General features: G+C 66.2%; 25 protein-coding genes and 1 pseudogene. 12 read left to right on the plus strand and 14 right to left on the minus strand.

Annotated elements, in window-relative coordinates; translation table 11 throughout:
• Positions 1–120, minus strand: a pseudogene (locus LV82_RS15190) (IS6 family transposase); the annotation flags it as partial.
• 42 nt (positions 121–162) lie between these two features.
• Here LV82_RS15190 and LV82_RS15010 point away from each other — a divergent pair.
• A complete protein-coding gene (locus LV82_RS15010; RefSeq protein ID WP_170063458.1) occupies positions 163–330 on the plus strand; it encodes a hypothetical protein in 168 nt (55 codons plus the stop codon).
• Positions 331–400: 70 nt separating this feature from the next.
• Here the strand turns inward: LV82_RS15010 and dapD are convergent, their stop codons facing one another.
• Positions 401–1,228, minus strand: a complete 828-nt coding sequence (gene dapD, locus LV82_RS14015) for a 2,3,4,5-tetrahydropyridine-2,6-dicarboxylate N-succinyltransferase (RefSeq protein WP_104072735.1) — start codon at positions 1,226–1,228, stop codon at positions 401–403.
• Between the two features lie 151 nt (positions 1,229–1,379).
• Between dapD and LV82_RS14020 the strand changes: the two genes are divergently transcribed.
• On the plus strand, positions 1,380–2,270 hold the full coding sequence (locus tag LV82_RS14020) for an LOG family protein (RefSeq protein ID WP_104072737.1): 891 nt from the start codon (positions 1,380–1,382) through the stop codon (positions 2,268–2,270).
• Between the two features lie 6 nt (positions 2,271–2,276).
• Here the strand turns inward: LV82_RS14020 and LV82_RS14025 are convergent, their stop codons facing one another.
• Both LV82_RS14025 and LV82_RS14030 read right to left on the minus strand, forming a co-directional pair.
• A complete protein-coding gene (locus LV82_RS14025) occupies positions 2,277–3,461 on the minus strand; it encodes a pyridoxal phosphate-dependent aminotransferase (protein ID WP_104072739.1) in 1,185 nt (394 codons plus the stop codon).
• A gap of 20 nt (positions 3,462–3,481) precedes the next feature.
• On the minus strand, positions 3,482–4,708 hold the full coding sequence (locus LV82_RS14030) for a UbiH/UbiF/VisC/COQ6 family ubiquinone biosynthesis hydroxylase (protein ID WP_104072790.1): 1,227 nt from the start codon (positions 4,706–4,708) through the stop codon (positions 3,482–3,484).
• 82 nt (positions 4,709–4,790) lie between these two features.
• Here LV82_RS14030 and LV82_RS14035 point away from each other — a divergent pair, with 82 nt between their 5' ends.
• The 4 genes from LV82_RS14035 to LV82_RS14050 all read left to right on the plus strand — a co-directional run bounded on the left by LV82_RS14035 (position 4,791) and on the right by LV82_RS14050 (position 10,934).
• Positions 4,791–6,122 carry an amidase gene (locus tag LV82_RS14035; protein WP_104072741.1) on the plus strand — a complete coding sequence of 444 codons (1,332 nt, stop codon included), beginning with the start codon at positions 4,791–4,793 and terminating at the stop codon, positions 6,120–6,122.
• Between the two features lie 133 nt (positions 6,123–6,255).
• Positions 6,256–7,434, plus strand: coding sequence for an aminotransferase class I/II-fold pyridoxal phosphate-dependent enzyme (locus LV82_RS14040; protein WP_104072743.1), 1,179 nt, complete (start codon positions 6,256–6,258; stop codon positions 7,432–7,434).
• Between the two features lie 11 nt (positions 7,435–7,445).
• A complete protein-coding gene (locus LV82_RS14045) occupies positions 7,446–10,229 on the plus strand; it encodes a DNA translocase FtsK (protein WP_104072745.1) in 2,784 nt (927 codons plus the stop codon).
• Positions 10,230–10,322: 93 nt separating this feature from the next.
• Positions 10,323–10,934 carry a LolA family protein gene (locus LV82_RS14050; protein WP_104072746.1) on the plus strand — a complete coding sequence of 204 codons (612 nt, stop codon included), beginning with the start codon at positions 10,323–10,325 and terminating at the stop codon, positions 10,932–10,934.
• Positions 10,935–10,946: 12 nt separating this feature from the next.
• On the opposite strand, the gene LV82_RS14055 is transcribed toward LV82_RS14050, so the two are convergent.
• Positions 10,947–11,528, minus strand: a complete 582-nt coding sequence (locus LV82_RS14055) for a transglycosylase SLT domain-containing protein (protein ID WP_104072747.1) — start codon at positions 11,526–11,528, stop codon at positions 10,947–10,949.
• A 174-nt stretch (positions 11,529–11,702) separates the two neighbouring features.
• Between LV82_RS14055 and hspQ the strand changes: the two genes are divergently transcribed.
• Positions 11,703–12,029 (plus strand): heat shock protein HspQ, encoded by a 327-nt coding sequence (gene hspQ, locus LV82_RS14060; protein ID WP_104072749.1) that lies wholly within the window; start codon positions 11,703–11,705, stop codon positions 12,027–12,029.
• Between the two features lie 227 nt (positions 12,030–12,256).
• On the opposite strand, the gene LV82_RS14065 is transcribed toward hspQ, so the two are convergent.
• Both LV82_RS14065 and LV82_RS14070 read right to left on the minus strand, forming a co-directional pair.
• Positions 12,257–12,730, minus strand: coding sequence for an ATP-binding protein (locus LV82_RS14065; RefSeq protein ID WP_170063459.1), 474 nt, complete (start codon positions 12,728–12,730; stop codon positions 12,257–12,259).
• Positions 12,720–13,064 carry an STAS domain-containing protein gene (locus LV82_RS14070; protein WP_104072753.1) on the minus strand — a complete coding sequence of 115 codons (345 nt, stop codon included), beginning with the start codon at positions 13,062–13,064 and terminating at the stop codon, positions 12,720–12,722. The genes LV82_RS14065 and LV82_RS14070 overlap by 11 nt, the downstream gene beginning before the upstream one ends.
• Positions 13,065–13,146: 82 nt before the next feature.
• Here LV82_RS14070 and LV82_RS14075 point away from each other — a divergent pair, with 82 nt between their 5' ends.
• The 4 genes from LV82_RS14075 (at position 13,147) to LV82_RS14090 (ending at position 16,385) form a co-directional block, all read left to right on the plus strand.
• Positions 13,147–14,325, plus strand: coding sequence for a thiolase family protein (locus LV82_RS14075; RefSeq protein WP_104072755.1), 1,179 nt, complete (start codon positions 13,147–13,149; stop codon positions 14,323–14,325).
• A gap of 71 nt (positions 14,326–14,396) precedes the next feature.
• On the plus strand, positions 14,397–14,858 hold the full coding sequence (locus LV82_RS14080) for a GAF domain-containing protein (RefSeq protein ID WP_104072757.1): 462 nt from the start codon (positions 14,397–14,399) through the stop codon (positions 14,856–14,858).
• A 3-nt stretch (positions 14,859–14,861) separates the two neighbouring features.
• On the plus strand, positions 14,862–15,485 hold the full coding sequence (locus LV82_RS14085; RefSeq protein WP_245873176.1) for a LysE family translocator: 624 nt from the start codon (positions 14,862–14,864) through the stop codon (positions 15,483–15,485).
• A 3-nt stretch (positions 15,486–15,488) separates the two neighbouring features.
• A complete protein-coding gene (locus LV82_RS14090; RefSeq protein WP_104072760.1) occupies positions 15,489–16,385 on the plus strand; it encodes a homocysteine S-methyltransferase family protein in 897 nt (298 codons plus the stop codon).
• Positions 16,386–16,388: 3 nt separating this feature from the next.
• Here LV82_RS14090 and LV82_RS14095 read toward each other — a convergent pair whose 3' ends face one another.
• The 6 genes from LV82_RS14095 to LV82_RS14120 all read right to left on the minus strand — a co-directional run bounded on the left by LV82_RS14095 (position 16,389) and on the right by LV82_RS14120 (position 21,536).
• The gene (locus tag LV82_RS14095; protein ID WP_104072762.1) at positions 16,389–17,012 is read right to left on the minus strand and encodes a nucleoside triphosphate hydrolase; all 624 of its coding nucleotides are present in this window, start codon (positions 17,010–17,012) and stop codon (positions 16,389–16,391) included.
• A gap of 66 nt (positions 17,013–17,078) precedes the next feature.
• Entirely contained in the window at positions 17,079–17,735 is a 657-nt protein-coding gene (locus tag LV82_RS14100; protein WP_104072764.1) for a class II aldolase/adducin family protein, read from the minus strand.
• Between the two features lie 60 nt (positions 17,736–17,795).
• A complete protein-coding gene (gene iolB / locus LV82_RS14105) occupies positions 17,796–18,590 on the minus strand; it encodes a 5-deoxy-glucuronate isomerase (protein WP_104072766.1) in 795 nt (264 codons plus the stop codon).
• A complete protein-coding gene (locus tag LV82_RS14110; protein WP_104072768.1) occupies positions 18,590–19,381 on the minus strand; it encodes an ATP-binding cassette domain-containing protein in 792 nt (263 codons plus the stop codon). Before LV82_RS14110 ends, iolB begins: the two co-directional genes overlap by 1 nt.
• A 1-nt stretch (position 19,382) precedes the next feature.
• Entirely contained in the window at positions 19,383–20,516 is a 1,134-nt protein-coding gene (locus LV82_RS14115) for an ABC transporter permease (RefSeq protein ID WP_104072770.1), read from the minus strand.
• A 72-nt stretch (positions 20,517–20,588) separates the two neighbouring features.
• Positions 20,589–21,536, minus strand: a complete 948-nt coding sequence (locus LV82_RS14120; protein WP_104072792.1) for a sugar ABC transporter substrate-binding protein — start codon at positions 21,534–21,536, stop codon at positions 20,589–20,591.
• A gap of 236 nt (positions 21,537–21,772) precedes the next feature.
• On the opposite strand from LV82_RS14120, the gene LV82_RS14125 reads away from it, so the two are divergent.
• Positions 21,773–22,804 carry a LacI family DNA-binding transcriptional regulator gene (locus LV82_RS14125; RefSeq protein ID WP_104072772.1) on the plus strand — a complete coding sequence of 344 codons (1,032 nt, stop codon included), beginning with the start codon at positions 21,773–21,775 and terminating at the stop codon, positions 22,802–22,804.
• Here LV82_RS14125 and LV82_RS14130 read toward each other — a convergent pair.
• Positions 22,801–23,934, minus strand: a complete 1,134-nt coding sequence (locus LV82_RS14130; RefSeq protein WP_104072774.1) for a Gfo/Idh/MocA family protein — start codon at positions 23,932–23,934, stop codon at positions 22,801–22,803. The two genes, LV82_RS14125 and LV82_RS14130, sit on opposite strands and share 4 nt — an antisense overlap.

The following is a 23,934-nucleotide window of genomic DNA, read 5'->3' on the forward strand; positions in this document are numbered from 1 at the left end:
CAGGCCCTCGACATCGCGCAAGCTGAAGGCAAACCCGTGATACGCCCAGACTGCATAAGCGATGATTGAGCGCGGGAAGCGGTACCCTTCGAGCGGCGGAGCTTCAGTGTTGCTGATCATGCAATCTCGTCAGACTGCACGCCAACGCCCGTCAACTTAACGATGCACCTGTACGCGGCCTCGCTGGAAGACCCTTCGGACTTTGCGCCAACCTTTCACGTCAACTATCAAGGCAAGCTGCCCTGGCTGGATCTGTGCGATGACTTGCCAAAATACCAAGGCACTTTGCTGCACGCGCCCGAGGAGCTCGCCGACTACAAGGCAGAATAGGTCCGACCCTGCCAAGGAAAAGGCCGCGGACCAGAGCCGCGACCTTTGGTGCTTTGAACAATGTCTGCAATCAATCGCGCAGCAGCTCGTTGATCCCGGTTTTCGCGCGGGTCCTTTCGTCCACACGCTTGACGATCACCGCGCAGTAGAGATTCACGCCGTTCTTCGACGGCATCGACCCGGCCACGACCACCGAATAGGGCGGGACCTCTCCGTACATGACCTCGCCGGTTTCGCGATCGACGATCTTCGTGGACTGCCCGATGAAGACGCCCATCCCGATGACCGAGCCTTCGCGCACGATGACGCCCTCGACGATCTCCGAACGCGCGCCGATGAAGCAATTGTCCTCTATGATCGTGGGATTGGCCTGCATGGGTTCCAGCACGCCGCCGATACCGACGCCGCCGGAAAGATGCACGTTCTTGCCGATCTGCGCACAGGACCCGACCGTGGCCCAGGTATCGACCATCGTGCCTTCATCGACATAGGCGCCCAGATTGACGAAGCACGGCATCAGCACCACGCCCGGCGCGACATAGGCCGAATGGCGCACCACGCAGTTCGGCACGGCGCGGAAGCCCGCGGCCTTCCACTGTGCCTCGCCCCAATGGGCGAACTTGCTGTCCACCTTGTCCCACCAGGTCCCGCCCTGCGGGCCGCCGGTCTGGACCTCCATGTCCTTCAGGCGGAACCCCAGAAGGACCGCCTTCTTGGCCCACTGGTTCACATGCCAGCTGCCGTCCTCGCGCCGCTCGGCAACACGCAGCCGACCCGAATCCAGCGCGTTCAGCGTCGATTCGATCGCGTCGCGGACCTCGCCGCGCGTTCTGGGCGTGATCGTGTCCCGGGACTCCCAGGCGGCTTCGATCGCGGCTTCGAGCTGGGCGTTGGACATCGGTGGACTCCCTTCGTTGCGGACCTGTCCTGCGGGGTATAGGCCGAGCGGCGCATCGGCGCAATGCGGCCCGGGCCGCGCCGGACCGGACTTCTGGCAAAGGCGGAGCAAACCGGATAGGTCTGTAGCCCGAACCAAGGACGAGGACATCATGAACGACGACGGCCGCAGCCATCCGCTTCGCCACAGCCGCCAGGACGTGGCGGCGACTTCGCGCATTCCCGACACGCCGCAGACGCGGGCACCCGCCTATCGGCTGGCCTTTACCGACCCCGATTTCCTGTGCCGCGAGGAGCTGCGTCCGGTGCGGCTGCAGCTCGAGCTGCTCAAGCCGCAGATGATCATGGATGAACGCGGCATCGAAAGCACCATCGTCGTGATGGGCAGCGCGCGCATCCCCGACCCCTCGGGCACGGCCCAGAGGCACAAGGAGCCCGTCATCGAGACCGGCGCGGGTGCGAGGACCGAAGCCGCGCGTGGCGCCGCGGCGCTGTCGCACTGGTACGACGAGGCGCGCAAGCTGGCGCGTCTTGTCACGGAAAAGAGCCTCGAGACCTATGGCCGCGAACATGTCGTCATGACCGGCGGCGGTCCGGGCATCATGGAGGCGGGCAATCGCGGCGCGGCCGATGTGGGCGGCCATTCGATCGGCCTGAACATCGTCCTGCCGCACGAACAGGCGCCGAATGCCTATATCACGCCCGACCTGTGCTTCAATTTCCACTATTTCGCGGTCCGCAAGATGCATTTCCTGATGCGCGCCCGCGCCATCTGCATCTTCCCCGGCGGATTCGGCACGCTGGACGAACTGTTCGAGTCGTTGACCCTGATCCAGACCGGCCGGATGCGCCGCGTGCCCTTCCTTCTGTTCGGGCGCGACTTCTGGGACAAGGTGATCAACTGGCAGGCGCTGGTCGATGCGGGCACGATCTCGCCCGAGGATCTGGACCTGTTCACCTATGTCGAGACCGCCGAGGAGGCGATGACGCACATCTTTGCCGCAGAGGACGCGGGCGACGCCCCGGGGCCGAACGCGGGCTGAGAACGCTCAGGCCGCAGCAGCCCCGCGCAGGCGCGCATGGGCGATGATGCGGTCCATGGCGGTGTCGAACCGGTCGTCCGGCACCGTCAGAGCGACGCGGACCCATCCGCCCAGCGTCTCGCCAAAGCTTGACCCCGGCATGACCGCCACGCCGTGATCGAGCAGGTCGAAGGCATATGTGCGATCATCCATGCCCGTGGCCCGCACGTCGATCAGCGCGAACATTCCCGCCTGGGGCGCGTGGACCCGTAGCGCGGTCGATGCCGCCAGCCGTTCGGCCAGACGCGCGGCGCGCGCGGCAAAGCGGGCACGCATCCCCGGCGCGACCGGCGATGGCGACTCGATCACTTCGGCCGTCATGTCGGCGATGAAGGGCTGATTGCCGAACAGCATCATCTCGGCCAGGGGCAGCAGGCGCGCGCAGAAGTCGCGCGGCCCGACCAGCCAGCCCGAACGGAATCCCGGCGCCGCATGGGACTTCGAGATCGAGGAGACGACGATCGTTCGCCCGGCCAGGCCGGGGCGCGCGCGGGGCGAGACGAATTCGACGCCATCGAAGACCAGCTCTTCATAGACCTCGTCCGACACGATCCACAGATCATGCGCCGATGCCAGCGCGCCGATCGCGTCCAGATCGCGTGCCGTAAGCACGGCGCCGGTCGGGTTGTGCGGCGAGTTCAGCAGGATCGCGCGGGTGGCGGGCGTGATGCGCGCGGCAAGATCCGCCGCATCCAGGCAAAAGCCCCGCTCGGGCCGCAGGGGCACCGGAACCGGGCGGGCGCCGCTGGCACGAATGACGCCTTCATAGGTGGCATACATGGGATCGCCGACAAGGATCTCGGCCCCTTCTTCGCCGATACCCATGAACGCGGTGAACAGCGCCGTCTGCGTTCCCGGCAGACAGATCACCTGCGAGGGGTCGACCGCGTCGCCGTCCCGGCGGGAATAGCGCCGCGCAAGCGCAGCACGCAGCGCGGGCTCGCCCTGGCCACCGGAATAGTGGGTCCGCCCTGCCCGCATGGCCCGCGCCGCGGCCTCGATCATGACGGGCGGCGTGGGAATGTCGGGATTGCCGATGGTCAGCGGGATGACATCCTCGCCCCGCGCGATGCGCTCGCGCGCGGCGGCGTTCAGCGCCCATTTCGCGCTGCCCAGATCGGCCAGACGATCAAGGATCGGCGAGACACGCATGGCGTCCTCCTGTTGCGGATCTATAGCGGCAGGCCGCGCAGCAACCGGGCCGGGCGGCCGGAAAGACCGGCGGCGTTGCGCATGAATGTCCGCTTGAGCCCCGGCAGCGCATTGACCGCGCCCATGCCCAGATCGCGCGCCACGCGCAGGATCATGCTGTCGTTCGAGAACAGCCGGTTCACGACATCCATGCCCAGCGCCAGCGCGGTGGAATCGGGCCGGCGCCATGCCTGATAGCGTTCCAGCACGTCCAGCGCGCCGATATCCTCGCCCCGCCTGTGCGCGCCGACCAGCACCTCGGCCAGCGCGGCAACGTCGCGGAAGCCCAGGTTCAGACCCTGGCCCGCGATCGGATGCACGCCATGCGCGGCGTCCCCCACCAGCGCCACGCGCGGCGCGACATAGGAATTGGCCAGCGTCAGATCCAGCGGATAGCAGAAGCGCCGCCCGACCAGCGAGAGCGCGCCGAGAAAGTCGCCAAAGCGCGGCCGAAGGACCGCCAGGAAATCGGTATCGCTCAGCGCCATGGCCGCGCGGGCGGCCGCTTCACGCTCGCTCCAGACGATGGCGCTGCGATTACCCGTCAGGGGCAGGATCGCCAACGGGCCCGAGGGCAGGAAATGCTGATAGGCGATGCCGTGATGGGGATGCTCGTGGGCCAGCGCGCAGACAATCGCCGTCTGACCATAGGACCAGCCCGTGCGCCCGATCCCGGCGCGCCGCGCCGTGCCCGAACGGCGCCCGTCGCAACCGGCAAGCACGCGCCCTTTCAGGTTGCGGCCATCGGACAGGGTGACCATCACCCCCGTCCCATCGGTTGCCTGCCCGACAACTTCGGCGCCCGAAACCAGCGTCAGGTTCGGACATTCGCGCATCGCCTGCAGAAAGGCTGCATACAGGTGGCGGTCCTCGACCATGTAGCCCATCGGGCCTTCCTCGATCTCGGCAGAGTCGAAATGCAGGAAGAAGGGCGCCGGGCCTTCGCCGGGCCGGCCATCGGTCGTCTTGATCTGCTCGATCGGTTGGGGGCGCTGTGGCAGGAAGTCCCACACGCCGATCGATTTCAGCAGGTTGCGCGAGGCGATGGCCAGCGCATAGGCCCGGCCATCGAAGTCGATCTCTGCCCGCGCGCGCGGCGGATGGGCATCGACCACGGTCACGCTCAGCCCCGCCCGCGCCAGGGCCAGGCCAAGCGCGGGGCCGTTCAGGCCGCCGCCGACGATCAGGACATCGCTTTGCTGCGTCATGCCCTTCACTATCCGCGCCCGGGCGGGATTGTCCATGCGCCATCGCGACGCTACCGTCCGGAAAACCTCATGGGGGGCTGACATGACCGAATGGCGCGGGATGGGCGCGGCAGAGCTGGGCCGTGCGATCGGCAATCGAGAGATCGACCCGACGGAGCTGACGGCGGATTTCCTGGACGCTATCCGCTCGCACCCCTTTGCCGACCGGATCTATGCCCGGGTGACCGAATCGCGCGCGATGGCCGAGGCCGAGGCCGCCGCCAGACGCGCCAGGGACGGACAGCGGCTGTCGCCGCTGGACGGTGTGCCGATTTCGTGGAAGGACCTGTTCGACACGGCGGGCGTGGCGACCGAGGCAGGGTCGCGCCTGTTGTCCGGCCGCGTGCCCGCCCATGATGCCGAAGTTCTGGCCAATGCCACCGCGGCGGGGCTGATCTGCCTTGGCAAGACCCACATGACCGAGCTGGCCTTTTCCGGGCTGGGCCTGAACCCGATGACGGCCACGCCGCCCAATGTCCATGACCACGACCTGGCCCCCGGGGGGTCGTCGTCTGGGGCGGCGGCCTCGGTCGCTTTCGGGCTGGCCGCGGCGGCCATCGGTTCGGATACGGGCGGGTCGGTGCGTGTTCCGGCCGCCTGGAACGACCTGGTCGGCCTGAAGACCACGGCCGGACGGCTCAGCCTGCGCGGTGTCGTGCCGCTTGCGCCGCGCTTCGACACGGTTGGGCCACTGTGCCGCAGCGTCGAGGATGCCGCCCTGCTGCTGGCGGCGCTGGAAGGCGGCCGCCCGGCCGATCTGCGCGGCGCGTCATTGCAGGACGTCCGGCTGATGATCCTTGAAACCGTCGCGCTGGACGACCTGCGCCCCGAACCCGAGGCAGGCTTCGACCACGCCGTCGAGCGGCTGCGCGATGCGGGCGCCGTCATCGAGCGTCTTGCCGCCCCCGAAGTGGCCGAGGCGATGGAGCTTGCCGGCATCATCTTCACCACAGAGGCCTGGGGCACGTGGAAGGAACTGATCGAGTCGCACCCGGCCGACAGGATGTTCGCCCCCGTGCGCGAGCGGTTCCGCTCGGGCGCGGTCCATTCGGGCGCGGATTATGTCGCCGCATGGCAGCGGCTTGAAGTGCTGCGCGCGGCCTTTGCCGAACGGATCGCGCGGTTCGACGCGGTCCTGCTGCCGACGTCCCCGATCATGCCGGCCCGGATCGACGCGCTGCTGTCCGATCAGGCCCTGTTCGTGGCAGAAAACCTGCTGGCGCTGCGCAATACCCGCATCGGCAACCTGATGGGCGGCTGCGCGCTGACGCTGCCCACGGGCCTGCCGGCGACGGGAATCACGCTGATGGCCCCCCCGGGGGCCGAAGAGCGGCTGCTGCGCCTTGGGCGCGCCGCGGAAGAGGCGCTGGCCTGAACGGTCCGGCAACCGAAAAGCCACATTGCCACCCACGCCCGGGCCCGCGCGTCCGTTTGGCTGGACCGCACGGACCCATCCGGCTAATCTTGTCGCCAAAAGGGGCGACGAGACCCCGATCCTTGAGGCAGACATGGCATTACCCGAGCGGTTCTCGAACCTGCCAGAATACGCGTTTCCGCGCCTGCGGAAGCTGCTCGACTCCCACGAACCGGGGGGCGAGCCGATCGTCATGACCATCGGTGAGCCGCGCCATCCCGTGCCGGATTTCGTGGGTCCCATCCTGCAGGCCCATCTGGACGAATTCGGGAAATACCCGGTCAACGAAGGCACGCCCGGCCTGCTGGACGCGATATCCGGCTGGATCGCGCGGCGCCACGGCGCACGGGTCGGACCCGACCGGATCATGGCACTGAACGGCACACGCGAGGGACTGTTCGACGCGTGCCTTGCGCTTTGCCCCGAAACCAAGCACGGCAAACGCCCGACGGTCCTGATGCCGAACCCCTTCTACCAGCCCTATTCGGCCTCGGCGCTGGCGGTCGGTGCCGAGCCCGTCTTCGTGCCCGCGACCGAAGCGACCGGCTTCCTGCCCGATTTCGAATCCCTGCCGGACGAGATCCTGAACCGCGCGGGGCTGGTCTATCTGTGTTCGCCGGCCAATCCGCAGGGCGCGGTCGCCCCGGCCGACTACATCGCCCGGCTGATCGAACTGGCAGAACGGCACGATTTCATCCTTTTGTCGGATGAATGCTACTCCGAGATCTGGCGCGAAACGCCCCCGCCCGGCGCGCTGGAGGTGGCCGAGCGGATGGGCGCGGATCCCGAGCGCGTCGTCGTCATGAACTCGCTGTCGAAGCGATCGAACCTTGCCGGGCTGCGTTCGGGCTTTGTGGCGGGCGGACGCGAGGCCATCACCCGGTTTCGCCAGCTGCGCGCCTATGGCGGATCGCCCCTGCCCCTGCCGGTGCAGCACGTGTCGCAGCGCGCCTGGTCGGACCAGACGCATGTCGAGACGAACCGCGCGCTTTACCAGGCCAAGTATCGCCTGGCGCAAGAGATCCTGGGCAATGTGCCGGGCTTCCGCCAGCCCGAGGGCGGCTTCTTCCTGTGGCTGCCGGTCGAGAATGGCGAAGAGGCGGCGCTGAAACTGTGGCGCGAAACCGGCGTGCGCGTGCTGCCCGGTGCCTATCTGGCGCGCGATGTCGCGGGCACGAACCCGGGCCGAAACTATCTGCGCGTGGCGATGGTGGCGCCCGAGGATGAACTGAGACGCGGGCTGACACGCCTGCGCGACTGTCTGTACGATTGAGGAACAAGCGAATGGCATCCTATCAGGCACGACAGCGCGATCCGCTGCTGGACCAGAACATTCAGGCCGCGCTGGAACGCCGCGGCAAGGAGCTGATCGGATTGATCCTGCTGGCCGCCGCGATCTGCGTGGCCCTGATGCTGGCATCCTATTCGCCCGACGATCCGGGCTGGTTCGCGGCCACCGACGAACCCGTGCAGAACGTCATGGGCCGGTTCGGCGCGGCGATCGCGCTGCCCCTGATGGTCGTCGCGGGCAAGGGCGCCTGGGGGATCGCGCTGATCCTCGCCGCCTGGGGGCTGCGGCTGGTCCTGCACAGGGGCGAACAGCGCGCCCTGACCCGCGCCATCTTTGCGCCGATCGCGGTCGCGCTGATGTCGGTCTATGCCTCGACCCATGTGGCCGGTCCGGAATGGCAGCACAGCTTCGGTCTGGGCGGGCTGTTCGGTGACACGGTTCTGGCGGCGGTGCTCAGCATCGTGCCCGTCCAGGCCGCCTTGGGGCTGAAGATCGTGGCCGTGACGATTGCTGCGCTGATGGTGGCGATGACGCTGTTCGTGACCGGTTTCGACCGGGCCGAATTGCGGTCCTTCGGCCGGTTCCTGCTGGTCGGCACGATCTTTGGCTATGACGCGATCGTGCGGCTTCTGGGGCGCGCGATATCGGCGCTGTTCGGGATTGGCAAAAGGTCAGCCACGCAAGCGCCCAAGCCGGCCACGGCAAAGGCCGCCAAGGCAGCCCCGACACCCATGACGGCCGCGCCCGAGCGCGCCGAGGGCGGCCTTTTGTCCCGCCTGTCGGGCCTGACGACGCGCCTGCGGTCCGCCGACCCGGCGCTGGAACCCGAATTGATCGAGCCCGATCAGGATCCGCGGCGCGACCTGCCCGAAGCCCCGTCGGAGGAACGGATCCGCGCCCGCATCGCCGATGTGGTGCGCGCCCGCACGGTCCAGGTGACCGAGGGCGAGCCGCGTGTGCGCGTCGAACCGCCCCTGACCTCGGCCGCCGCGGCCCAGCCCCGCTTCCTGCGGGTGAAGGGTGGCCATGCCGAACCCCCGCTGACCGCGCGCCGGGCCGCCGAGATCGACGTTGCGGCGCATACCGAGCTTGAGGAACCGCCCGCGATGCGTGCCGAGGATCCCGTCGCCACGCCGCGCGTGCATCAACCCGCCCCGCAGGTGCGGGCCGTTGTCGAACATCCCGCGCCCAAGGCCGCGCAGCCGTCGCGCCGGGCCATGGCCGAACGCCAGCCCAGTCTTGCCCTGGAAGAGGGGGCGCTGGATGGCTACGAATTCCCGCCGCTGTCGCTGCTTGCCAGCCCGGATTCGGTCGAACGCCGGCCGCTGTCCGAGGAAGCGTTGCAGGAAAACGCGCGGATGCTGGAATCGGTGCTGGACGATTACGGCGTGAAGGGCGAAATCGTCAGCGTCCGGCCCGGCCCCGTGGTCACCATGTACGAACTGGAACCCGCGCCGGGGCTGAAGGCCAGCCGCGTCATCGGCCTGTCGGACGACATCGCGCGGTCCATGTCGGCGCTTTCGGCCCGCGTCTCGACCGTGCCCGGTCGCACGGTGATCGGCATCGAACTGCCCAATGCCTTCCGCGAGAAGGTCGTGCTGCGCGAGATCCTGTCCTCGCGCGCCTATGGCGATTCCAACATGAAGCTGCCGCTGGCGCTGGGCAAGGACATCTCGGGCGATCCGGTCGTCGCGAACCTGGCCAAGATGCCGCATCTTCTGATCGCGGGCACCACCGGTTCGGGCAAGTCGGTGGCGATCAACACCATGATCCTGTCGCTCTTGTACAAGCTGACGCCCGACGAATGCCGACTGATCATGATCGACCCCAAGATGCTGGAACTGTCGGTCTATGACGGCATTCCGCACCTTCTGTCGCCCGTTGTCACCGACCCGAAAAAGGCCGTCGTGGCGCTGAAATGGGTCGTGGGCGAGATGGAGGACCGCTATCGCAAGATGTCCAAGATGGGCGTTCGCAACATCGAGGGCTATAACAGCCGCGTGCGCGATGCCCTGGCCAAGGGCGAGACCTTCAAGCGCACGGTCCAGACCGGCTTTGACGAGGAGACCGGCGAACCCGTCTTCGAGACCGAGGAAATCACGCCCGAAACCCTGCCCTATATCGTCGTCATCGTGGACGAAATGGCCGATCTGATGATGGTCGCGGGCAAGGAGATCGAAGCCTGCATCCAGCGTCTGGCCCAGATGGCGCGCGCCAGCGGCATCCATCTGATCATGGCCACGCAGCGGCCCTCGGTCGATGTCATCACCGGCACCATCAAGGCGAATTTCCCGACGCGGATCAGCTTTCAGGTCACGTCGAAGATCGACAGTCGGACGATTCTTGGCGAACAGGGCGCCGAGCAGCTGCTGGGACAGGGCGACATGCTGTACATGTCGGGCGGCAGCCGCATCACGCGCGTTCACGGCCCCTTTGTTTCTGACGAAGAGGTCGAGGAAGTCGTGCGCCATCTGAAGAGCTTCGGGCCGCCGAAATACATGTCTGGCGTGGTCGAAGGCCCCGACGAGGACAAGGAGGCCGACATCGACGCGGTCCTGGGCCTTGGCGGCAATACCGACGGCGAAGATGCGCTGTATGATCAGGCCGTCCAGATCGTCCTGCGCGACCGCAAGGTCTCGACCAGCTATATCCAGCGCAAGCTGGGCATCGGCTACAACAAGGCCGCGCGCCTCGTCGAGCAGATGGAGGAACAGGGCCTGATCTCGGCCGCCAACCATGTCGGCAAGCGCGAGATCCTGGTCCCCGAACAGCAATGATGGAGCATTGCGGGCGGAAAATCGCCGCCCCGTCCCCCATGCAGGCCATGGGCGTTATGGAATAACCGCGCGCCCGGGACTAGATGGAAAAGCATGACACAGATCCTGCGCCTGATTCTGGCCCCGCTGATTCTTGCCCTTTGGTTCTCGCCGGCTTCGGCAGAAAAGCTGTCGCTGCGCGCGATCTCGGACTATCTGAACAACCTTGTCACGGCCGAGACGCGCTTTCGGCAGGTCAACCCCGATGGCTCGACCTCGTCGGGCCGGCTGGTGATCCGCAGGCCGGGCCGGATGCGGTTCGAATATGATCCGCCCGAAAGCACCCTGGTTCTGGCATCCGCCGGGCAAGTCGCGATTTTCGATACGAAATCGAACCAGCCGCCCGAACAATATCCGCTGTCAAAAACCCCCCTGAACCTGATCCTGGCCAATCGGGTGGACCTGACGCGGGCGCACATGGTCATCGGCCACGGCGAACGCGACGGACAGACTGTCGTCGTCGCCCAGGACCCCGATCACCCGGAACTGGGCAAGATCGAACTGGTCTTCTCGGCCAATCCGATTGCCCTGCGTGGCTGGACGGTGGTGGATGAAACCGGCGCACGCACGACGGTGATCCTGGATGACCTGAAGACCGGCGGCAGCTATCCGCCCTCGATGTTCTCGATCACGTTCGAGGCCGAGCGGAAGACCCGGCGCAACTGAACCGGCGCCGGGCTACAGCTTGCCGCAGACGATCAGCTGGCGCTGATACATCTCGGCGCGCTGGCCGACCTGTGCCGCGACCCGCATCAGCCAGCTCTTCTTGTGGTGGCTTCCGCGGGCATAGCCGCCATGGCCTTCGTGATAGGCCAGATACTGGCTGGCCGCGTCCCATTTCGAGATACCCAGCTTCTTTTCCGACTGGTCCATATACCAGCCGATGAAGTCGGTGGCGTCGGTGATCTTGTTGCGCCGCGCGCCATAGTTTCGCGTGGAGCGCTTGTAATCCTCCCATGTGCCGTCAAGCGCCTGGCTATAGCCATAGGCCGTGCTCTGACGCCCCATCGGGATGATGCCCAGCGCGTATTTGCGCGGGGTCTTGGCATTGGCGATGAATTTCGATTCCTGGTAGATCGTCGCCATCTGGACGTGGATCGGAACGCCCCATCTGCGCTCTGCCCGCTTCATGGCCGAGTGATACCGGGGACGCTGTTCGAGAATCGAACAGGCATTGTCGAGGTTGCGCGGCGCCGTATTCTCGCCCCCGCCGCAGGAGACGAGAAGCAAAAGTAATCCCAGGCGCAGAAGTCTGCTCATCCTGCCTCGCTGCTCTTGTGCTTTTTCTTCATTCTAGCGGTCATCGGCGCCAAGGCAAATGACAATCCGCATTTGCCGCACTGTCGGCCCTGAGGCCACAAACCGTTTCCGCCCACGCGGCAAGTGGACGCGACCGCGGGTTCGGGCTATCCTGCAAGGATGGGAGCCATTGTGATGTTGAAGAGTCAGGCAAAATACGCGATCGGTCAGGTGGTCAGGCACCGCCTGTTTCCGTTTCGCGGCGTCATCTTCGATGTTGATGCCACCTTCAGCAATTCCGAGGAATGGTACGCCGCGATCCCCGAGGAGGTGCGCCCGGCGCGCGAGCAACCGTTCTACCATCTTCTGGCCGAGAACGAGGAAGATTATTATCTCGCCTATGTTTCGGAACAGAACCTGGTCGCCGACACATCGGGCGAGCCTGTCGATCACCCCGATTTGCCCGAGCTTTTCGGCGAGTTCGAGAATGGCCGCTATCCGCTGCAATTTCCGCTGAACTGAACGGCAGGCGATCGGCCGTGCAAGATTGATGCACAGTCGTTTCGGCGCCCATGCGCCCGATTTCAGAGAAAGGACCCCGGCGCCGCACAATGGGTGGGGGCTGTTGATGCGCGGCGCCGAGGGAAGCTTTCAGCAGCTACGCCTTTACCCTGCTGCTGCTTTCGGACCTGCATTGGGACTCTTTTGGGCAACTTTGGGGCGGCCCGACAGGCGTAACGACGACAGGCTCAGGCCGGTGTCAGCGGAATCCTGAACACGACGACGTTCCGGCCGCGATTGCGCCGATAACGCAGGCCGGACACCGTGCCCCGGACCAGGGCCCAGCCCCAGCCCCCTTCCGGCAAGTCCTGAAACGCGACATCCAGATCGGGCAGGCGGCCTTCGGGCACGCGCAGGTCGGGCATCGGCCATCCGGCATCCACGATTCGGCACAGGATGCCACCCGTGACAGGCTTGATGGTCAGGTCGATCGGCCCCGTTTGCCTGCCGCAATAGCCATGTTCGACCACATTGTTCAGCACTTCAGCCAACGCAAGCTCCATCCGCGCGGCGCAATCGGGGCCAAGCCGGTTTCGTGCCTGGCGCCGGATGCGCGACAGAACCGTTCGCACCGCAAGCGGCCTTGCGCGGAAACGCAGCCGGATCTTCCATGCTTTCCGACCGCAACGTGCAGACTGTCGGTCCGCCAGATCAGGCTGCATCTTCAGCCCCCCGGGGCGTCTCGGGCGGCCTGTCGTGGATGACAAAGACCCCATCCATCCGCGTCAGGCGAAAGACGCGGGCGACATTGGGGGTCAATGCCGCAAGTTCCAGCGGCCGTTCCGGCCCCAGGAATTTCATGACGGCAACAATGGCGCCCAGGCCGGAACTGTCGATAAAGGTGACACGGCCGAGATCCAGTATCACCCGTCCCCGGTGCCCGGCGGTCAGCATGCGCATCCGTTCCTTGAACTGAATGGCGATCGCCGCGTCGATCCGGTCTTCATTGACGCGGACAAGCAGCACATCCCCCAGATTGACCTGTTGCAGATCCATGTGCGTTCCCTTCCAATCAGGGCAACGCTAGAGACCATTCGTTACGATTCCGTATCCACGGATCGATCAGGGAGGAGACGGCATGGAAGAGGTCATCATCGCAGGCGCCGCCCGGACGGCCATGGGCGGTTTCCAGGGCGTGTTCGCGCCACTTGACGCGCCCTCGCTTGGCGGGGCGGCGATCGCGGCGGCGCTGGCGGACGCCGGCGCAAGCGCGGAACAGGTGAAGGAGCTGATCATGGGCTGTGTCCTGCCTGCGGGTCAGGGCCAGGCCCCCGCGCGGCAGGCCGGCTTCAAGGCGGGTCTGGGCCAGGACGTGCCGGCAACCACGATCAACAAGATGTGCGGCTCGGGCATGAAGGCCGCGATGATCGCCCATGACCAGATCGCCCTGGGGCAGACGGGGATCATGGTCGCGGGCGGGATGGAAAGCATGACGAACGCGCCCTACCTGCTGCCCAAGATGCGATCGGGTGCAAGGCTGGGACATGCGCAGGCGATCGACCACATGTTCCTGGACGGGCTGGAGGACGCCTATGACAAGGGCCGCCTGATGGGCACCTTCGCCGAGGACTGCGCCGAGGCCTTCCAGTTCACGCGCGAGGATCAGGACGCCTATGCTCTGGAATCCCTGACCCGGGCGCTGAAGGCGCAGCAGGATGGAACCTTCGAGACCGAGATCGTCCCCGTGACCGTCAGCACGCGAAAGGGAGAGCTGACCGTCACCATGGACGAACAGCCCCAAAGCGCGCGGCCCGAAAAGATCCCGACCCTGCGCCCTGCCTTCCGCAAGGACGGCACGGTGACGGCGGCCAATTCCTCGTCGATCTCGGATGGCGCGGCGGCGCTGGTGCTTGCCTCGCGCCGGGCGGCGGAAGGCGCGGGGCTGAAGGTCCGCGCCCGCATCCTGGGCCATGCCAGCCACGCCCATGCGCCCTCCGATTTCCCGACGGCCCCGATTCCGGCCGCGCGCAAGCTGATGGAACGGCTGGGCTGGTCCGTCTCGGACGTCGATCTGTGGGAGGTGAACGAAGCCTTTGCCGTCGTGCCCATGGCCTTCATGCGCGAGATGGGTCTTCCGCATGACGTCGTGAACGTGCATGGCGGCGCCTGCGCGCTGGGCCATCCGATCGGCGCCTCGGGGGCGCGGATCATCGTCACGCTGCTGAACGCGCTGGAGCGCCGTGGTCTGCGGCGCGGGATCGCCGCGATCTGCATCGGCGGCGGCGAAGGCACGGCCATCGCGATCGAACGGGTTTGACCCCTTGCCAGCGGCCGGCATTCCAAACATGTTGTGCCGGAAATCGCGTCACCCAGCTGAAAGGGCACCGGATGCAGGTCGATTACCCTACCCTTGCCGCCGTGATCGAATCGCTGACCGAAGGCGAGGATGACCCGATCGCATTGATGGCGACCGTCGCCTGCGAAGTCCATCATTCCGACGACCGCTTTGACTGGACGGGGTTCTATCGCGTCGTGGCGCCGGGCCTTCTGAAGATCGGTCCCTATCAGGGCGGACATGGCTGCCTGTCGATCCCGTTCGAGCGTGGCGTCTGCGGCGCGGCTGCGCGAACCGGCGAGATCCAGATCGTTCCCGATGTCGATGCCTTCCCCGGCCATATTGCCTGCTCCAGCACCACGCGGTCCGAGATCGTGCTGCCCGTGCGCAACGGCAAGGGCGAGCTGATCGGCGTATTCGACATCGACAGCAACCAGCCCGATGCCTTCGACGCCGAGGACGCGCGCGCTCTGGATGGCATCCTGCGTTCGGTCTTTGGTCGCCTCCGGGGCTAGATGATGCTGGATCTGGTCCGTTCCTTCCCGATCGAACAGCTTGTCGCCTTCACCGCGGGCGGCCTGGTCGTCAACCTGGTGCCGGGGCAGGACGTTTTCTTTGCCTCGGCCTGCGGCGTTCAGGGCGGGCCGCGCGCCGGCGCGCTGGCGGGCCTTGGTGTCGGACTGGGGGTCGTGTGGCATGTCTGCCTCGCGGCCCTGGGGCTTTCGGCCGTGATCGCGGCGCATCCCGAGGCCCTGTCGGCCATCAAATGGATCGGCGCGGGTTATCTGGCCTGGCTTGCGGTCAAGAGCTGGCGCGCCGGACCCGCGCATGGCTCGTCCCGCGGCGTCGTCGCGCCGTGGAAGGCCATTGGCCGGGGCTTTCTTTCCAACGCGCTGAACCCGAAGCCCGTCCTGTTCGTTCTCGCCTTCCTGCCGCAATTCACCGATCCGGCCCGTGGGCCGATCTGGCAGCAGATCCTGTTCCTGGGCGGAATCTTCACCTTCACCGGCACGATCGTGACCATGGCCTATGGCGTCGCGGCCGGATGGGTCGGGCACCGCGTCGTGGCCAGCGGCCGTGGGCTGAACCGCACGGCATCCTTCGTCTATGCCGCGCTGGCCGCGAAACTGGTTGCGGAGTAGGACATGGCAGGGATCACACTGCTTGATGGCGGGCTGGGACAAGAGCTGGTGGCCCGATCCGGGGACAGGCCGACGCCGCTATGGTCCACGCAGGTGATGATGGATCATCCCGGGCTGGTCCGCGCCGTTCATCTGGACTATTTCCGGGCGGGCGCAAGCGTTGCGACCACCAACACCTATGCGCTGCATCACGACCGCCTGCAGCGCGCGGGGTTGGACGACCTCTTTCTGGACCTGTTCGACCAGGCGCTGGAAGAGGCCCATTCGGCCCGCGCCGCGCATGGGTCGGGACGGATCGCAGGCTCGATCGGGCCGCTTGTCGCGTCCTACCGCCCCGAGATCCATCCGCCGCATGAAACGGCCGTTCCCCTGTATTCCGAGATCGCGCGGATCCTGGCGCCGCGCGTCGATCTGATCCTGGCCGAAACGGTGGCCTCGCTGGCCCATGCCCGGGCGGTTCTGGCGGCGACGGCCGATGCCGGGAGGCCGGTCTGGCTGTCGGTCACGGTGGATGACGAGGACGGCGCGCGCCTGCGTTCGGGCGAACCCGTCGCGGATCTGGCGCCGCTGGTCGATGAATTCCGGCCAGGCGCGGTCCTGGCCAATTGTTCGGCACCCGAAGCGATGGAGACCGCGTTGGTCGAACTCGCGCGGCTGGGGCCGGCCTATGGCGCCTATGCCAACGGGTTTCGCCAGATCACGAAGGATTTCCTGAAGGACGCGCCGACCGTGGATGCGCTGGAATCGCGCCCGGAAATGACGCCGGAACTTTATGCCGATTTCGCGATGCGCTGGATCGGGATGGGCGCCACCATCGTTGGCGGCTGCTGCGAGACCGGACCGGCGCATATCGCGGCCATTGCCCGCAGATTGCGCGAGGCTGGCCACACGATCGTCTGAGCATCAGCCGCCGATCACCATGTCGGGGGTCAGGCGCGCAGCGTTGATGCGGCGCGCATTGGCCAGGTCGTTGCCCTCGGCGCGAATCCGGGCCTGTTCGGCGTCCAGCCCGTGGGTCAGCCACCGCTCGACCAGGCGGCGCCGCAGCTCCTCGATGGGTGTATCCAGCCAGATGGCCAGATCCCATAGCGGGCGCAGATCCCGCCAGGGAGACTCGTCGAACAACAGGTAATTGCCCTCGAACAGGATCACGCCCGGCCCTGCGGGCACGACCTGGGCGCCCGCAATGGCAATGTCGCGGGCACGATCAAAGACCGGGGCGATGACTTCCTCGCCCGCGCGGATGCGCCGCACCAGAGAAAGGAACCCGCCGGCATCGAAGGTCTCGGGCGCGCCCTTGCGCGGCAACAGCCCCCGAGGTTCCAGCACGCGATTGTCCAGATGAAATCCGTCCATGGGCACGATCGTGACCTTCTGTCCCCGCTGGCGGATTGCCTGGGCCAGGGCCTCGGCCACGGTCGATTTCCCCGTGCCCGGCGGACCGGCCAGTGCCACCAGCTGCCTGGCCGAAGGATCGTCAACGATGCGCGTCAGGATCGCGTTTACATGCCGGGTCAGGCTGTTCATGTCGTCTTCCCTGGTTTCCTGCGCGGCCGATATAGGCGCGGGGCCGTGGCGCAGACAAGCCGCATCTCAAGCGCCACCCGGTGCATAGGTCGCGAATGCCTGGGCCGCTTCCCCGATCTGCGCGTCGGACAGGAGCACCGGGCCGCCAATGGACAGCGCGATGCAGTAATGGCGCGCCAGTGCCTCCAGCTCGGCGGCCCGCCACATGGCGCGGGAAAGCGTCTCTCCCAGCGCGATCATGCCGTGATTGGCCATCAGGCAGGCCGTGCGCCCCTCCAGCGCCTGCAGGACCAGAGCGGACAGTTCTGCCGTTCCATAGCGGGCATAGCCGGCGCAACGCACACTCGCGCCCCCGAAGGCGGCAATCATGTAGTGGCAGGGCGGTATTTCGCGCCGCGCCATGGCCAGCGCCGTGCAGTGTGGCGGATGGGCATGAACGACGGCCCCGATCTCGGGCCGCGCGCGCAGGATGTCGCGGTGGAACCGCCATTCGGTCGATGGCTTGCGCGGCCCTACCCAGACGCCCTCGGGACCGTCCAGCGGCATCTCGCAGATCATCTCGGCCGTCAGCTCGGCATAGGGCGTGGCCGAGGGCGTGATCAGCATGACCCCGCCCGCCCGGACCGAGACATTGCCCGATGTGCCGACGGTCAGGCCCGTATCGGCCAAAATCCGGCATGCGGCGACGATCTCGCGGCGCAAGTCTTCCGTACCGGGTGTCATGCGGTGCCCTCCTGTCGTGCAAGGCCAGACTGCCACGGTCTGAAGCCAAGGCAAGAGGCGTTACGTCACATCGACGAAATCGGGATGCAGCGCGAACCTCCATGCACGCCGGGGCCCGGCCATGACGTTGAGGTAATACATCTCGATCCCGTGCGGAGCGCCGCAGGGATGGTGACCGCGCGGGACGAGAACGACATCATGATCGGCCACCGCCATGGTTTCGTCCAGCGACAGATCGTCGGTGAAGACCCTTTGCACCCCAAATCCCCGCGACGGGTTCAGCCGGTGATAATAGGTTTCCTCGAGATAGGTGATGCGGGGGAAATCGTCTTCGTCGTGGCGGTGCGGGGGATAGGACGACCAATGCCCCGCGGGGGTGAAGACCTCGGTCACCAGCAGGCTGTCGGCGACGTCGCGATCCTCCATCGCGATGTTGTGGATATGGCGCAGATTGGTTCCCTGCCCGCGATGGTCAAGCGATATGCCCTCGGGCCCCAGCCGCTGGACCGGCCGGCCACCCGCACTGGGCGCGGTGCAGACGGCCAGCGTGCAGGGCGTCGTGGCCTTGGCCCGCCAGGACGTTCCCGGCGGGACATACAGGCAATGGGGCGGCGTTCGTTCGAACACATCCAGACGGTCCCCCATCTCTCCGAAATCCTGGTCGGCCGCGCGGATGCGCGCGCGTCCCTCGACCAGGACAAGGATCGTCTCGCGATCGGGCAGGCTTGCGCCGGCATCGTCGCCGGGTTCGAGACGCCAGAGGTCGAAGCCGACATGGGACCACCCCGCAGATTGCGGGTCGATGGCATGGACCCGCCCCCGCTTGCCCGTCGGCTTGCGCAGAAGGTCCGCCATCACACCGTCCCGCCAAGCGAGGATTCCAGCTCGGCCAGTTCCTGACCGCCCGCCATCATGTCCTGCAGTTCTTCGGGTGATATCTGCCCGCGCTGCGCGGTGCCCAGAGTCTTGCCGCGGTTCAGAACGGTGAAACGGTCGCCCACGGCCAGCGCGTGACGAACGTTGTGCGTGATGAAGACCACGGCGATGCCCGCCTTGCGGACCTTGTCGATGGTCGAAAGCACATTGGCCGTCTGGCGCACGCCCAGCGCCGAGGTCGGTTCGTCCAGAATCAGGACCTTGGCACCGAAATAGACCGCCCGCGCAATGGCGACGGTCTGGCGTTCCCCGCCCGAAAGCGTGCCGACCGCCTGGTCGGGTGACCGCAGGTTGATGCCCATCTTGCGCATCTCCTCCATCGTCACCTCGTTGGCGTGGCGGAAGTCCATGAACCTGAACGGGCCGACACGGCGCACCGGCTCGCGCCCCATCCAGAAATTGCGCGTCACGCTCATCAGCGGGATCATCGCCAGATCCTGATAGACCGTGGCAATTCCGGCCTCCATCGCATCGCGGGGCGAGTCGAACTGCATCGGGCGGCCCTCGAACAGGATCTCGCCCGAAGTGGGCTTGTGAACGCCCGACATGGTCTTGATGAAGGTGGACTTTCCGGCGCCATTGTCACCCAGAAGGCAATGCACCTCGCCGGGGCGGACATCAAAGCTGACACCGTTCAGCGCCACGACGGGGCCGAAATGCTTCACGATGTCCTTCATCTCGACGATCGGGTTGTGGTCGAAGCTGCTCATCTCAGCGCTCCCCCGTGATTATGCGGCGGACATAGGTGTTCAGGATCACCGCCGAGAGCAGGATGACCCCCAGGAAGACGCGGAACAGGCTGGATTCGACACCCGCGAAGAACAGCCCCTGCTGCACGACCCCGAAGATGAGGGCGCCCAGCGCCGCGCCGATCACCGAGCCATAACCCCCGGTGAGCAGCGCGCCCCCGATCACCACCGCGATGATCGCCTCGAATTCCTTCAGCAGGCCGCGATCGGCGCCCGCGGACCCGAATTCCATCACCTGGCAGGTGGCAAAGACCGTGGCGCAGAAGGCAGTGAACATGAACATCAGGATCTTCACCCGGCTGACCGGCACGCCGACATAGCGCGCGGCCTGTGCATCGCCGCCCGACGCGAAGATCCAGTTGCCGAAACGGGTGCGGGTCAGCACGACATGCGCAAACAGCATCAGGCCCAGCGCCCAGACGATCAGCATCGGAATGCCATCGACGATGGGCCGCCCCGCCTGCGTTCCACGGGTATAGACGTCGATCAGCCCCTGGTCGGCCAGCCACAGGAACACCGGCTCGCCGATCTTTCCGCCGAAAAGCGGTGCCAGCCAGTCGCCCTCGGCGGCCGTGTCGATCCCGCCGATGATCGTCTTGCGTTCGATCATCTGCGGGAAAAAGATGGTGAAGCCGCGCAGGATGAACAGGAAGGCCAGCGTGACGATGAAGCTGGGCAGACCCGTGCGCACGACGATGTACCCGTTCAGCGCGCCCAGCGCGATGCACAGGGCGAAGGTGACAAGGATCGCGCTCCAGACCGGCCAGCCCAGCGTCACCGACAGGATCGCGATCGACATGCCGGCAAAACCGATCATCGACCCGACCGACAGGTCGAATTCGCCCGCGATCATCAGCATGCAGGCCCCGACCGCGATGATCATGAACTGGGCCGAGACCGTGGACCAGTTCAGGACACCCTGCGCATTGAACATGCCGCTGCCGGAGGCAAAGACCAGAAAGAAGGCAAAGACCGCGACCGTGCCGACGATGGCACCAAGTTCGGGCCGGATCAGCGCCTTTCTGAGCGGCGAGATCTGCTTTACGCGCTCATCCTGCTGCGCGAGGGGGGCTGTTCCCTGTCCTGCTTGGGACATGGCTGCACCTTTCGGTTGATGAGGTTGGATGCGTCTGGTCCGGCCGGGCGGCATGCGCCCGGCCAGGTGTCGTTACCGGTATTCGCCGGCGTATTTCTCGATCATTTCGAGCCCGTCCGCGGTCACGAAGCCCGGGCCCGAGTTGATGTTGTTGCCCGGCAGCACGCCATAGCGGTGATAATTCGTCAGCACGATCACCGGCAGGTATGCCTGCAGGAAGGGCTGCTGGTCGATGCCCCACTTGATGACGCCGTCCTTGATCGCCTGAACGATGTTGTCGCCCAGGTCGAAGGTGCCGAAATAGATCTCGCCGGCCAGGCCCATCTGCTCGACCGCCATGATGGTCGGGTCGGCCGATGTGGGCCCAAGCGTCAGGATCGCGTCGGTGTCGGGATTGGCGTTCAGATAGGCCATGACGCGATTCTGGATCTCGGACGGGTCCTGACCACTGTCGATCATCTGGTTGCCCAGCTCGACGCCCAGACCATCGGCAAAGCCCTGACAACGCTCGGTCGAGGATGGCGAGTTGATGTAGTGGTTCACGCAGAGGAACGATTGCACGCCATCGGCCTTGGCGCGCTGACCCGCGGCAAAGCCCGCGTCGTATTCTGGCTGGCCGACATACATCAGCGCACCGACCTCGCGCGCCTTTTCGGGGGTTCCCGAATTCATGATGATCACGTCGATCCCCGAGTCCACGGCGGCGCGGATCGGCCCGGCCAGAACGTCGGGGTCGGCCAGCGTGGTGATGATGCCATTCGGCTGGCTGGCAGCGGCCTGTTCGATGATGCGCGCCATGTCGGCCAGGTCACCCGTGGGCGGATTGCGGTATTCGCATTCCACGTCCATCTGGTCGCAGGCCAGTGCCAGCGCGTTCTTGATCACGTTCCACCAGCTGTCGCTGTCTGGCGCGTGGCTGACAAGCACGTAACGCTCGCCCTCGGCCTGGGCGCCCGAGCCGGCAAGGACGGCACCGGCGGCAACCGCCGCGACCGCGACCCTTCTGAGAAAACCGTTCATGTCGTTTTTTCCTCCCTGATTCGACGGCATGACGGGCCGGCCCATGCCATGCGCCGACGCCGCGTCACCACGTTAGCCCCGAATCGGCATTTTTGCAACCGGTTGCAAAAGCGTCGCGGGTCGATCACGCTGATGCGACGTCCGGTCCGCGCTGACAGGTGGCAGGCGAAATGCTATCTGCATTGGCGGTCCGTGGACCACGGGCATGGTGTAACGAATGACGGTGTGAAACGGCCATGGCAGTAACGATGAAGGATGTGGCCCTGCGCGCAGGCGTTTCGCGCTCGGCCGTCTCGCGGACCTTCACGAAGGGCGCATCGGTGTCGGCCAAGACCCGGGCCAAGGTCGAAAAGGCGGCGGCCGAGCTGGGATACAGCCCGAATGCCCTGGCATCGTCGCTGACGACCGGCCGGACAAAGCTGATCGGGCTTGTGTCGAACAACTTTCACAACCCGCTGTTCCTGGAAATCTTCGACCTGTTCACCCGCGGCCTGCAGGACCGCGGCTTGCGGCCCCTGCTGGTCAATCTGAGCGATGAAACCGATCCCGCGAATTCCATTCGCATGTTGCGTCAATATTCGGTGGATGGCGTGATCGTCGCCTCCTCGACCCTGCCGCCCAGCTTTGCCGAGGCGTTCCGCAGCGCGGGCATTCCGGTGGTCCATTCCTTCGGGCGCTATTCGACCTCACCCCATGTTCATGTCGTCGGCATTGACAACGTGGCCTGCGGCCGGATGGCGGCCGAGGCGCTTGTTGCGCGCGGCTATCACCGCGTGGCCTTCATGGGCGGACCGGAAAGCGCGACTTCGACCCAGGACCGCGCGCGCGGCTTTCTTGAAGCCATGCGTGAACATCCCGACATTGACGTTTCGATCAGCTATGCCGCAGCCTATTCCTTCGATGCCGGGCGGGCCGAGATGCAGCGTCTGCTGAAGGCAGGCCCTGCGCAGGGCTATTTCTGCGGTGACGACGTCCTGTCGATCGGCGCGCTATCGGCAATCCGGGACGCGGGGCTGAACGTGCCCCGCGATATCGGCATCATCGGATTCAACGACATGGAAATGGCCGGCTGGGAATACATCAACCTGACCACGATCCGCCAGCCTCTGCCCGAGATCATCGACGCCTCGATCGAGCTCGTCATCGCCACGATCGAACACCCCGATCGTCATCCCGAGACGCGGCTTTTCCCATGTCGGGTCATCGAGCGCGGAACGCTGCCCCCCCTGGACCGGGCGAACACTCCGCGCCTTGCGAAACCGGCCTAGCGGAACATCGGCGGCCGCGCATCGACCCATTGCCCGCCCGCCCGGGCCGAGCTGACACAGGCATGTATCGCCGCGACCGAGCGCAGCCCATCTTCCGCCAGGGGGATACCGTCGCGCGTCTCGCCGCGGATGGCCGCGGCCAGATCGACATAGATATTGGCCACGGCCAGCGGAAAGCCCTCGGGATGGGCGATCGGCACGCGGCTCAGGCGCGCGGCATCCTCGGACAGCCCGGGCTCGCCCTTCTCGATGATCTGGGTACGGCCGCCAAGCGGCGTGTACCAGACCTGGTTCGGTTGCTCCGAGGCCCAGCGCAGGCCACCGGTTTCGCCGAAGACCTGGATGTCGAAGCCGTGCTGCCGGCCCACCGCGACCGACGAGGTCCACAGCCGCCCGACCGTCCCGCCCGCCATGCGGAAATTCACCATCGCGTCGTCTTCCAGAACCCGGCTGGGAATGGCCGAAACGAAATCGGCCGAGACCCGCTCGACCTGGTCGCCGGTCACGAAACTGGCCATGTGCATGGCGTGAATGCCGCAATCGGCGAATTGTCCCGAATTGCCGGCCAGGGCCGGATCATAGCGCCAGCGCACGCGGGGATTGTCGGCATCCGCCGCGTCGGCATGATGGCCATGGCTGAAATTCGTCACCACCAGCCGCACCTTGCCGATCTGGCCCGACCGCACCATCGCGCGCATCTCGCGTACCATCGGATAGGCCGAATAGCAGTAATTGACGGCACAGATGCGCCCCGTATCGCGCGCAACGCACACGATTTCCTCGGCCTCCTCGACCGTCATGGTCATCGGCTTTTCGCACAGGACATGAAAGCCGGCCTGCAGGAAGGCGCGCGTGATCTCGAAATGCGTGGCGTTGGGCGTGGCCACGGTGACAAGATCCAGACGGTCCTCGCGGTTGCGTTCGCCTTCCAGCATCTCTTGCCAATCGCCATAGGCGCGATCCGGGGCAATCCCAAGGCGCCGGGCAAAGTCACGGCCCCGGTCGGGGTCCGCATCCAGCGCGCCGGCCACGAGGTCGAATTGGCCGTCCGCCAGGGCCCCGAGGCGGTGCGCGGGCCCGATCTGGCTGCCCTCGCCACCACCGATCATGCCCCATCTCAGTCGTGTCAT

The sequence above is a fragment of the Albidovulum inexpectatum genome (assembly GCF_002927635.1).
GTDB classification, from domain to species: domain Bacteria; phylum Pseudomonadota; class Alphaproteobacteria; order Rhodobacterales; family Rhodobacteraceae; genus Albidovulum; species Albidovulum inexpectatum.

What these genes read in the sequence shown, in the direction of transcription:
- LV82_RS14080 (WP_104072757.1), top strand. Translation starts at nt 14,397, where the DNA reads ATGCAGGTCGATTACCCTACCCTTGCCGCCGTGATCGAATCGCTGACC.
- LV82_RS14040 (WP_104072743.1), top strand. Translation starts at nt 6,256, where the DNA reads ATGGCATTACCCGAGCGGTTCTCGAACCTGCCAGAATACGCGTTTCCG.
- LV82_RS14120 (WP_104072792.1), bottom strand. Translation starts at nt 21,536, where the DNA reads ATGAACGGTTTTCTCAGAAGGGTCGCGGTCGCGGCGGTTGCCGCCGGT.
- LV82_RS14090 (WP_104072760.1), top strand. Translation starts at nt 15,489, where the DNA reads ATGGCAGGGATCACACTGCTTGATGGCGGGCTGGGACAAGAGCTGGTG.
- LV82_RS14065 (WP_170063459.1), bottom strand. Translation starts at nt 12,730, where the DNA reads ATGCAGCCTGATCTGGCGGACCGACAGTCTGCACGTTGCGGTCGGAAA.
- dapD (WP_104072735.1), bottom strand. Translation starts at nt 1,228, where the DNA reads ATGTCCAACGCCCAGCTCGAAGCCGCGATCGAAGCCGCCTGGGAGTCC.
- hspQ (WP_104072749.1), top strand. Translation starts at nt 11,703, where the DNA reads ATGTTGAAGAGTCAGGCAAAATACGCGATCGGTCAGGTGGTCAGGCAC.
- LV82_RS14035 (WP_104072741.1), top strand. Translation starts at nt 4,791, where the DNA reads ATGACCGAATGGCGCGGGATGGGCGCGGCAGAGCTGGGCCGTGCGATC.
- LV82_RS14095 (WP_104072762.1), bottom strand. Translation starts at nt 17,012, where the DNA reads ATGAACAGCCTGACCCGGCATGTAAACGCGATCCTGACGCGCATCGTT.
- LV82_RS14025 (WP_104072739.1), bottom strand. Translation starts at nt 3,461, where the DNA reads ATGCGTGTCTCGCCGATCCTTGATCGTCTGGCCGATCTGGGCAGCGCG.
- LV82_RS14050 (WP_104072746.1), top strand. Translation starts at nt 10,323, where the DNA reads ATGACACAGATCCTGCGCCTGATTCTGGCCCCGCTGATTCTTGCCCTT.
- LV82_RS14075 (WP_104072755.1), top strand. Translation starts at nt 13,147, where the DNA reads ATGGAAGAGGTCATCATCGCAGGCGCCGCCCGGACGGCCATGGGCGGT.
- LV82_RS14110 (WP_104072768.1), bottom strand. Translation starts at nt 19,381, where the DNA reads ATGAGCAGCTTCGACCACAACCCGATCGTCGAGATGAAGGACATCGTG.
- LV82_RS14055 (WP_104072747.1), bottom strand. Translation starts at nt 11,528, where the DNA reads ATGAGCAGACTTCTGCGCCTGGGATTACTTTTGCTTCTCGTCTCCTGC.
- LV82_RS14030 (WP_104072790.1), bottom strand. Translation starts at nt 4,708, where the DNA reads ATGACGCAGCAAAGCGATGTCCTGATCGTCGGCGGCGGCCTGAACGGC.
- LV82_RS14085 (WP_245873176.1), top strand. Translation starts at nt 14,862, where the DNA reads ATGCTGGATCTGGTCCGTTCCTTCCCGATCGAACAGCTTGTCGCCTTC.
- LV82_RS14125 (WP_104072772.1), top strand. Translation starts at nt 21,773, where the DNA reads ATGGCAGTAACGATGAAGGATGTGGCCCTGCGCGCAGGCGTTTCGCGC.
- LV82_RS14045 (WP_104072745.1), top strand. Translation starts at nt 7,446, where the DNA reads ATGGCATCCTATCAGGCACGACAGCGCGATCCGCTGCTGGACCAGAAC.
- LV82_RS14115 (WP_104072770.1), bottom strand. Translation starts at nt 20,516, where the DNA reads ATGTCCCAAGCAGGACAGGGAACAGCCCCCCTCGCGCAGCAGGATGAG.
- LV82_RS14100 (WP_104072764.1), bottom strand. Translation starts at nt 17,735, where the DNA reads ATGACACCCGGTACGGAAGACTTGCGCCGCGAGATCGTCGCCGCATGC.
- LV82_RS14020 (WP_104072737.1), top strand. Translation starts at nt 1,380, where the DNA reads ATGAACGACGACGGCCGCAGCCATCCGCTTCGCCACAGCCGCCAGGAC.
- LV82_RS14130 (WP_104072774.1), bottom strand. Translation starts at nt 23,934, where the DNA reads ATGACACGACTGAGATGGGGCATGATCGGTGGTGGCGAGGGCAGCCAG.
- LV82_RS15010 (WP_170063458.1), top strand. Translation starts at nt 163, where the DNA reads ATGCACCTGTACGCGGCCTCGCTGGAAGACCCTTCGGACTTTGCGCCA.
- LV82_RS14070 (WP_104072753.1), bottom strand. Translation starts at nt 13,064, where the DNA reads ATGGATCTGCAACAGGTCAATCTGGGGGATGTGCTGCTTGTCCGCGTC.
- iolB (WP_104072766.1), bottom strand. Translation starts at nt 18,590, where the DNA reads ATGGCGGACCTTCTGCGCAAGCCGACGGGCAAGCGGGGGCGGGTCCAT.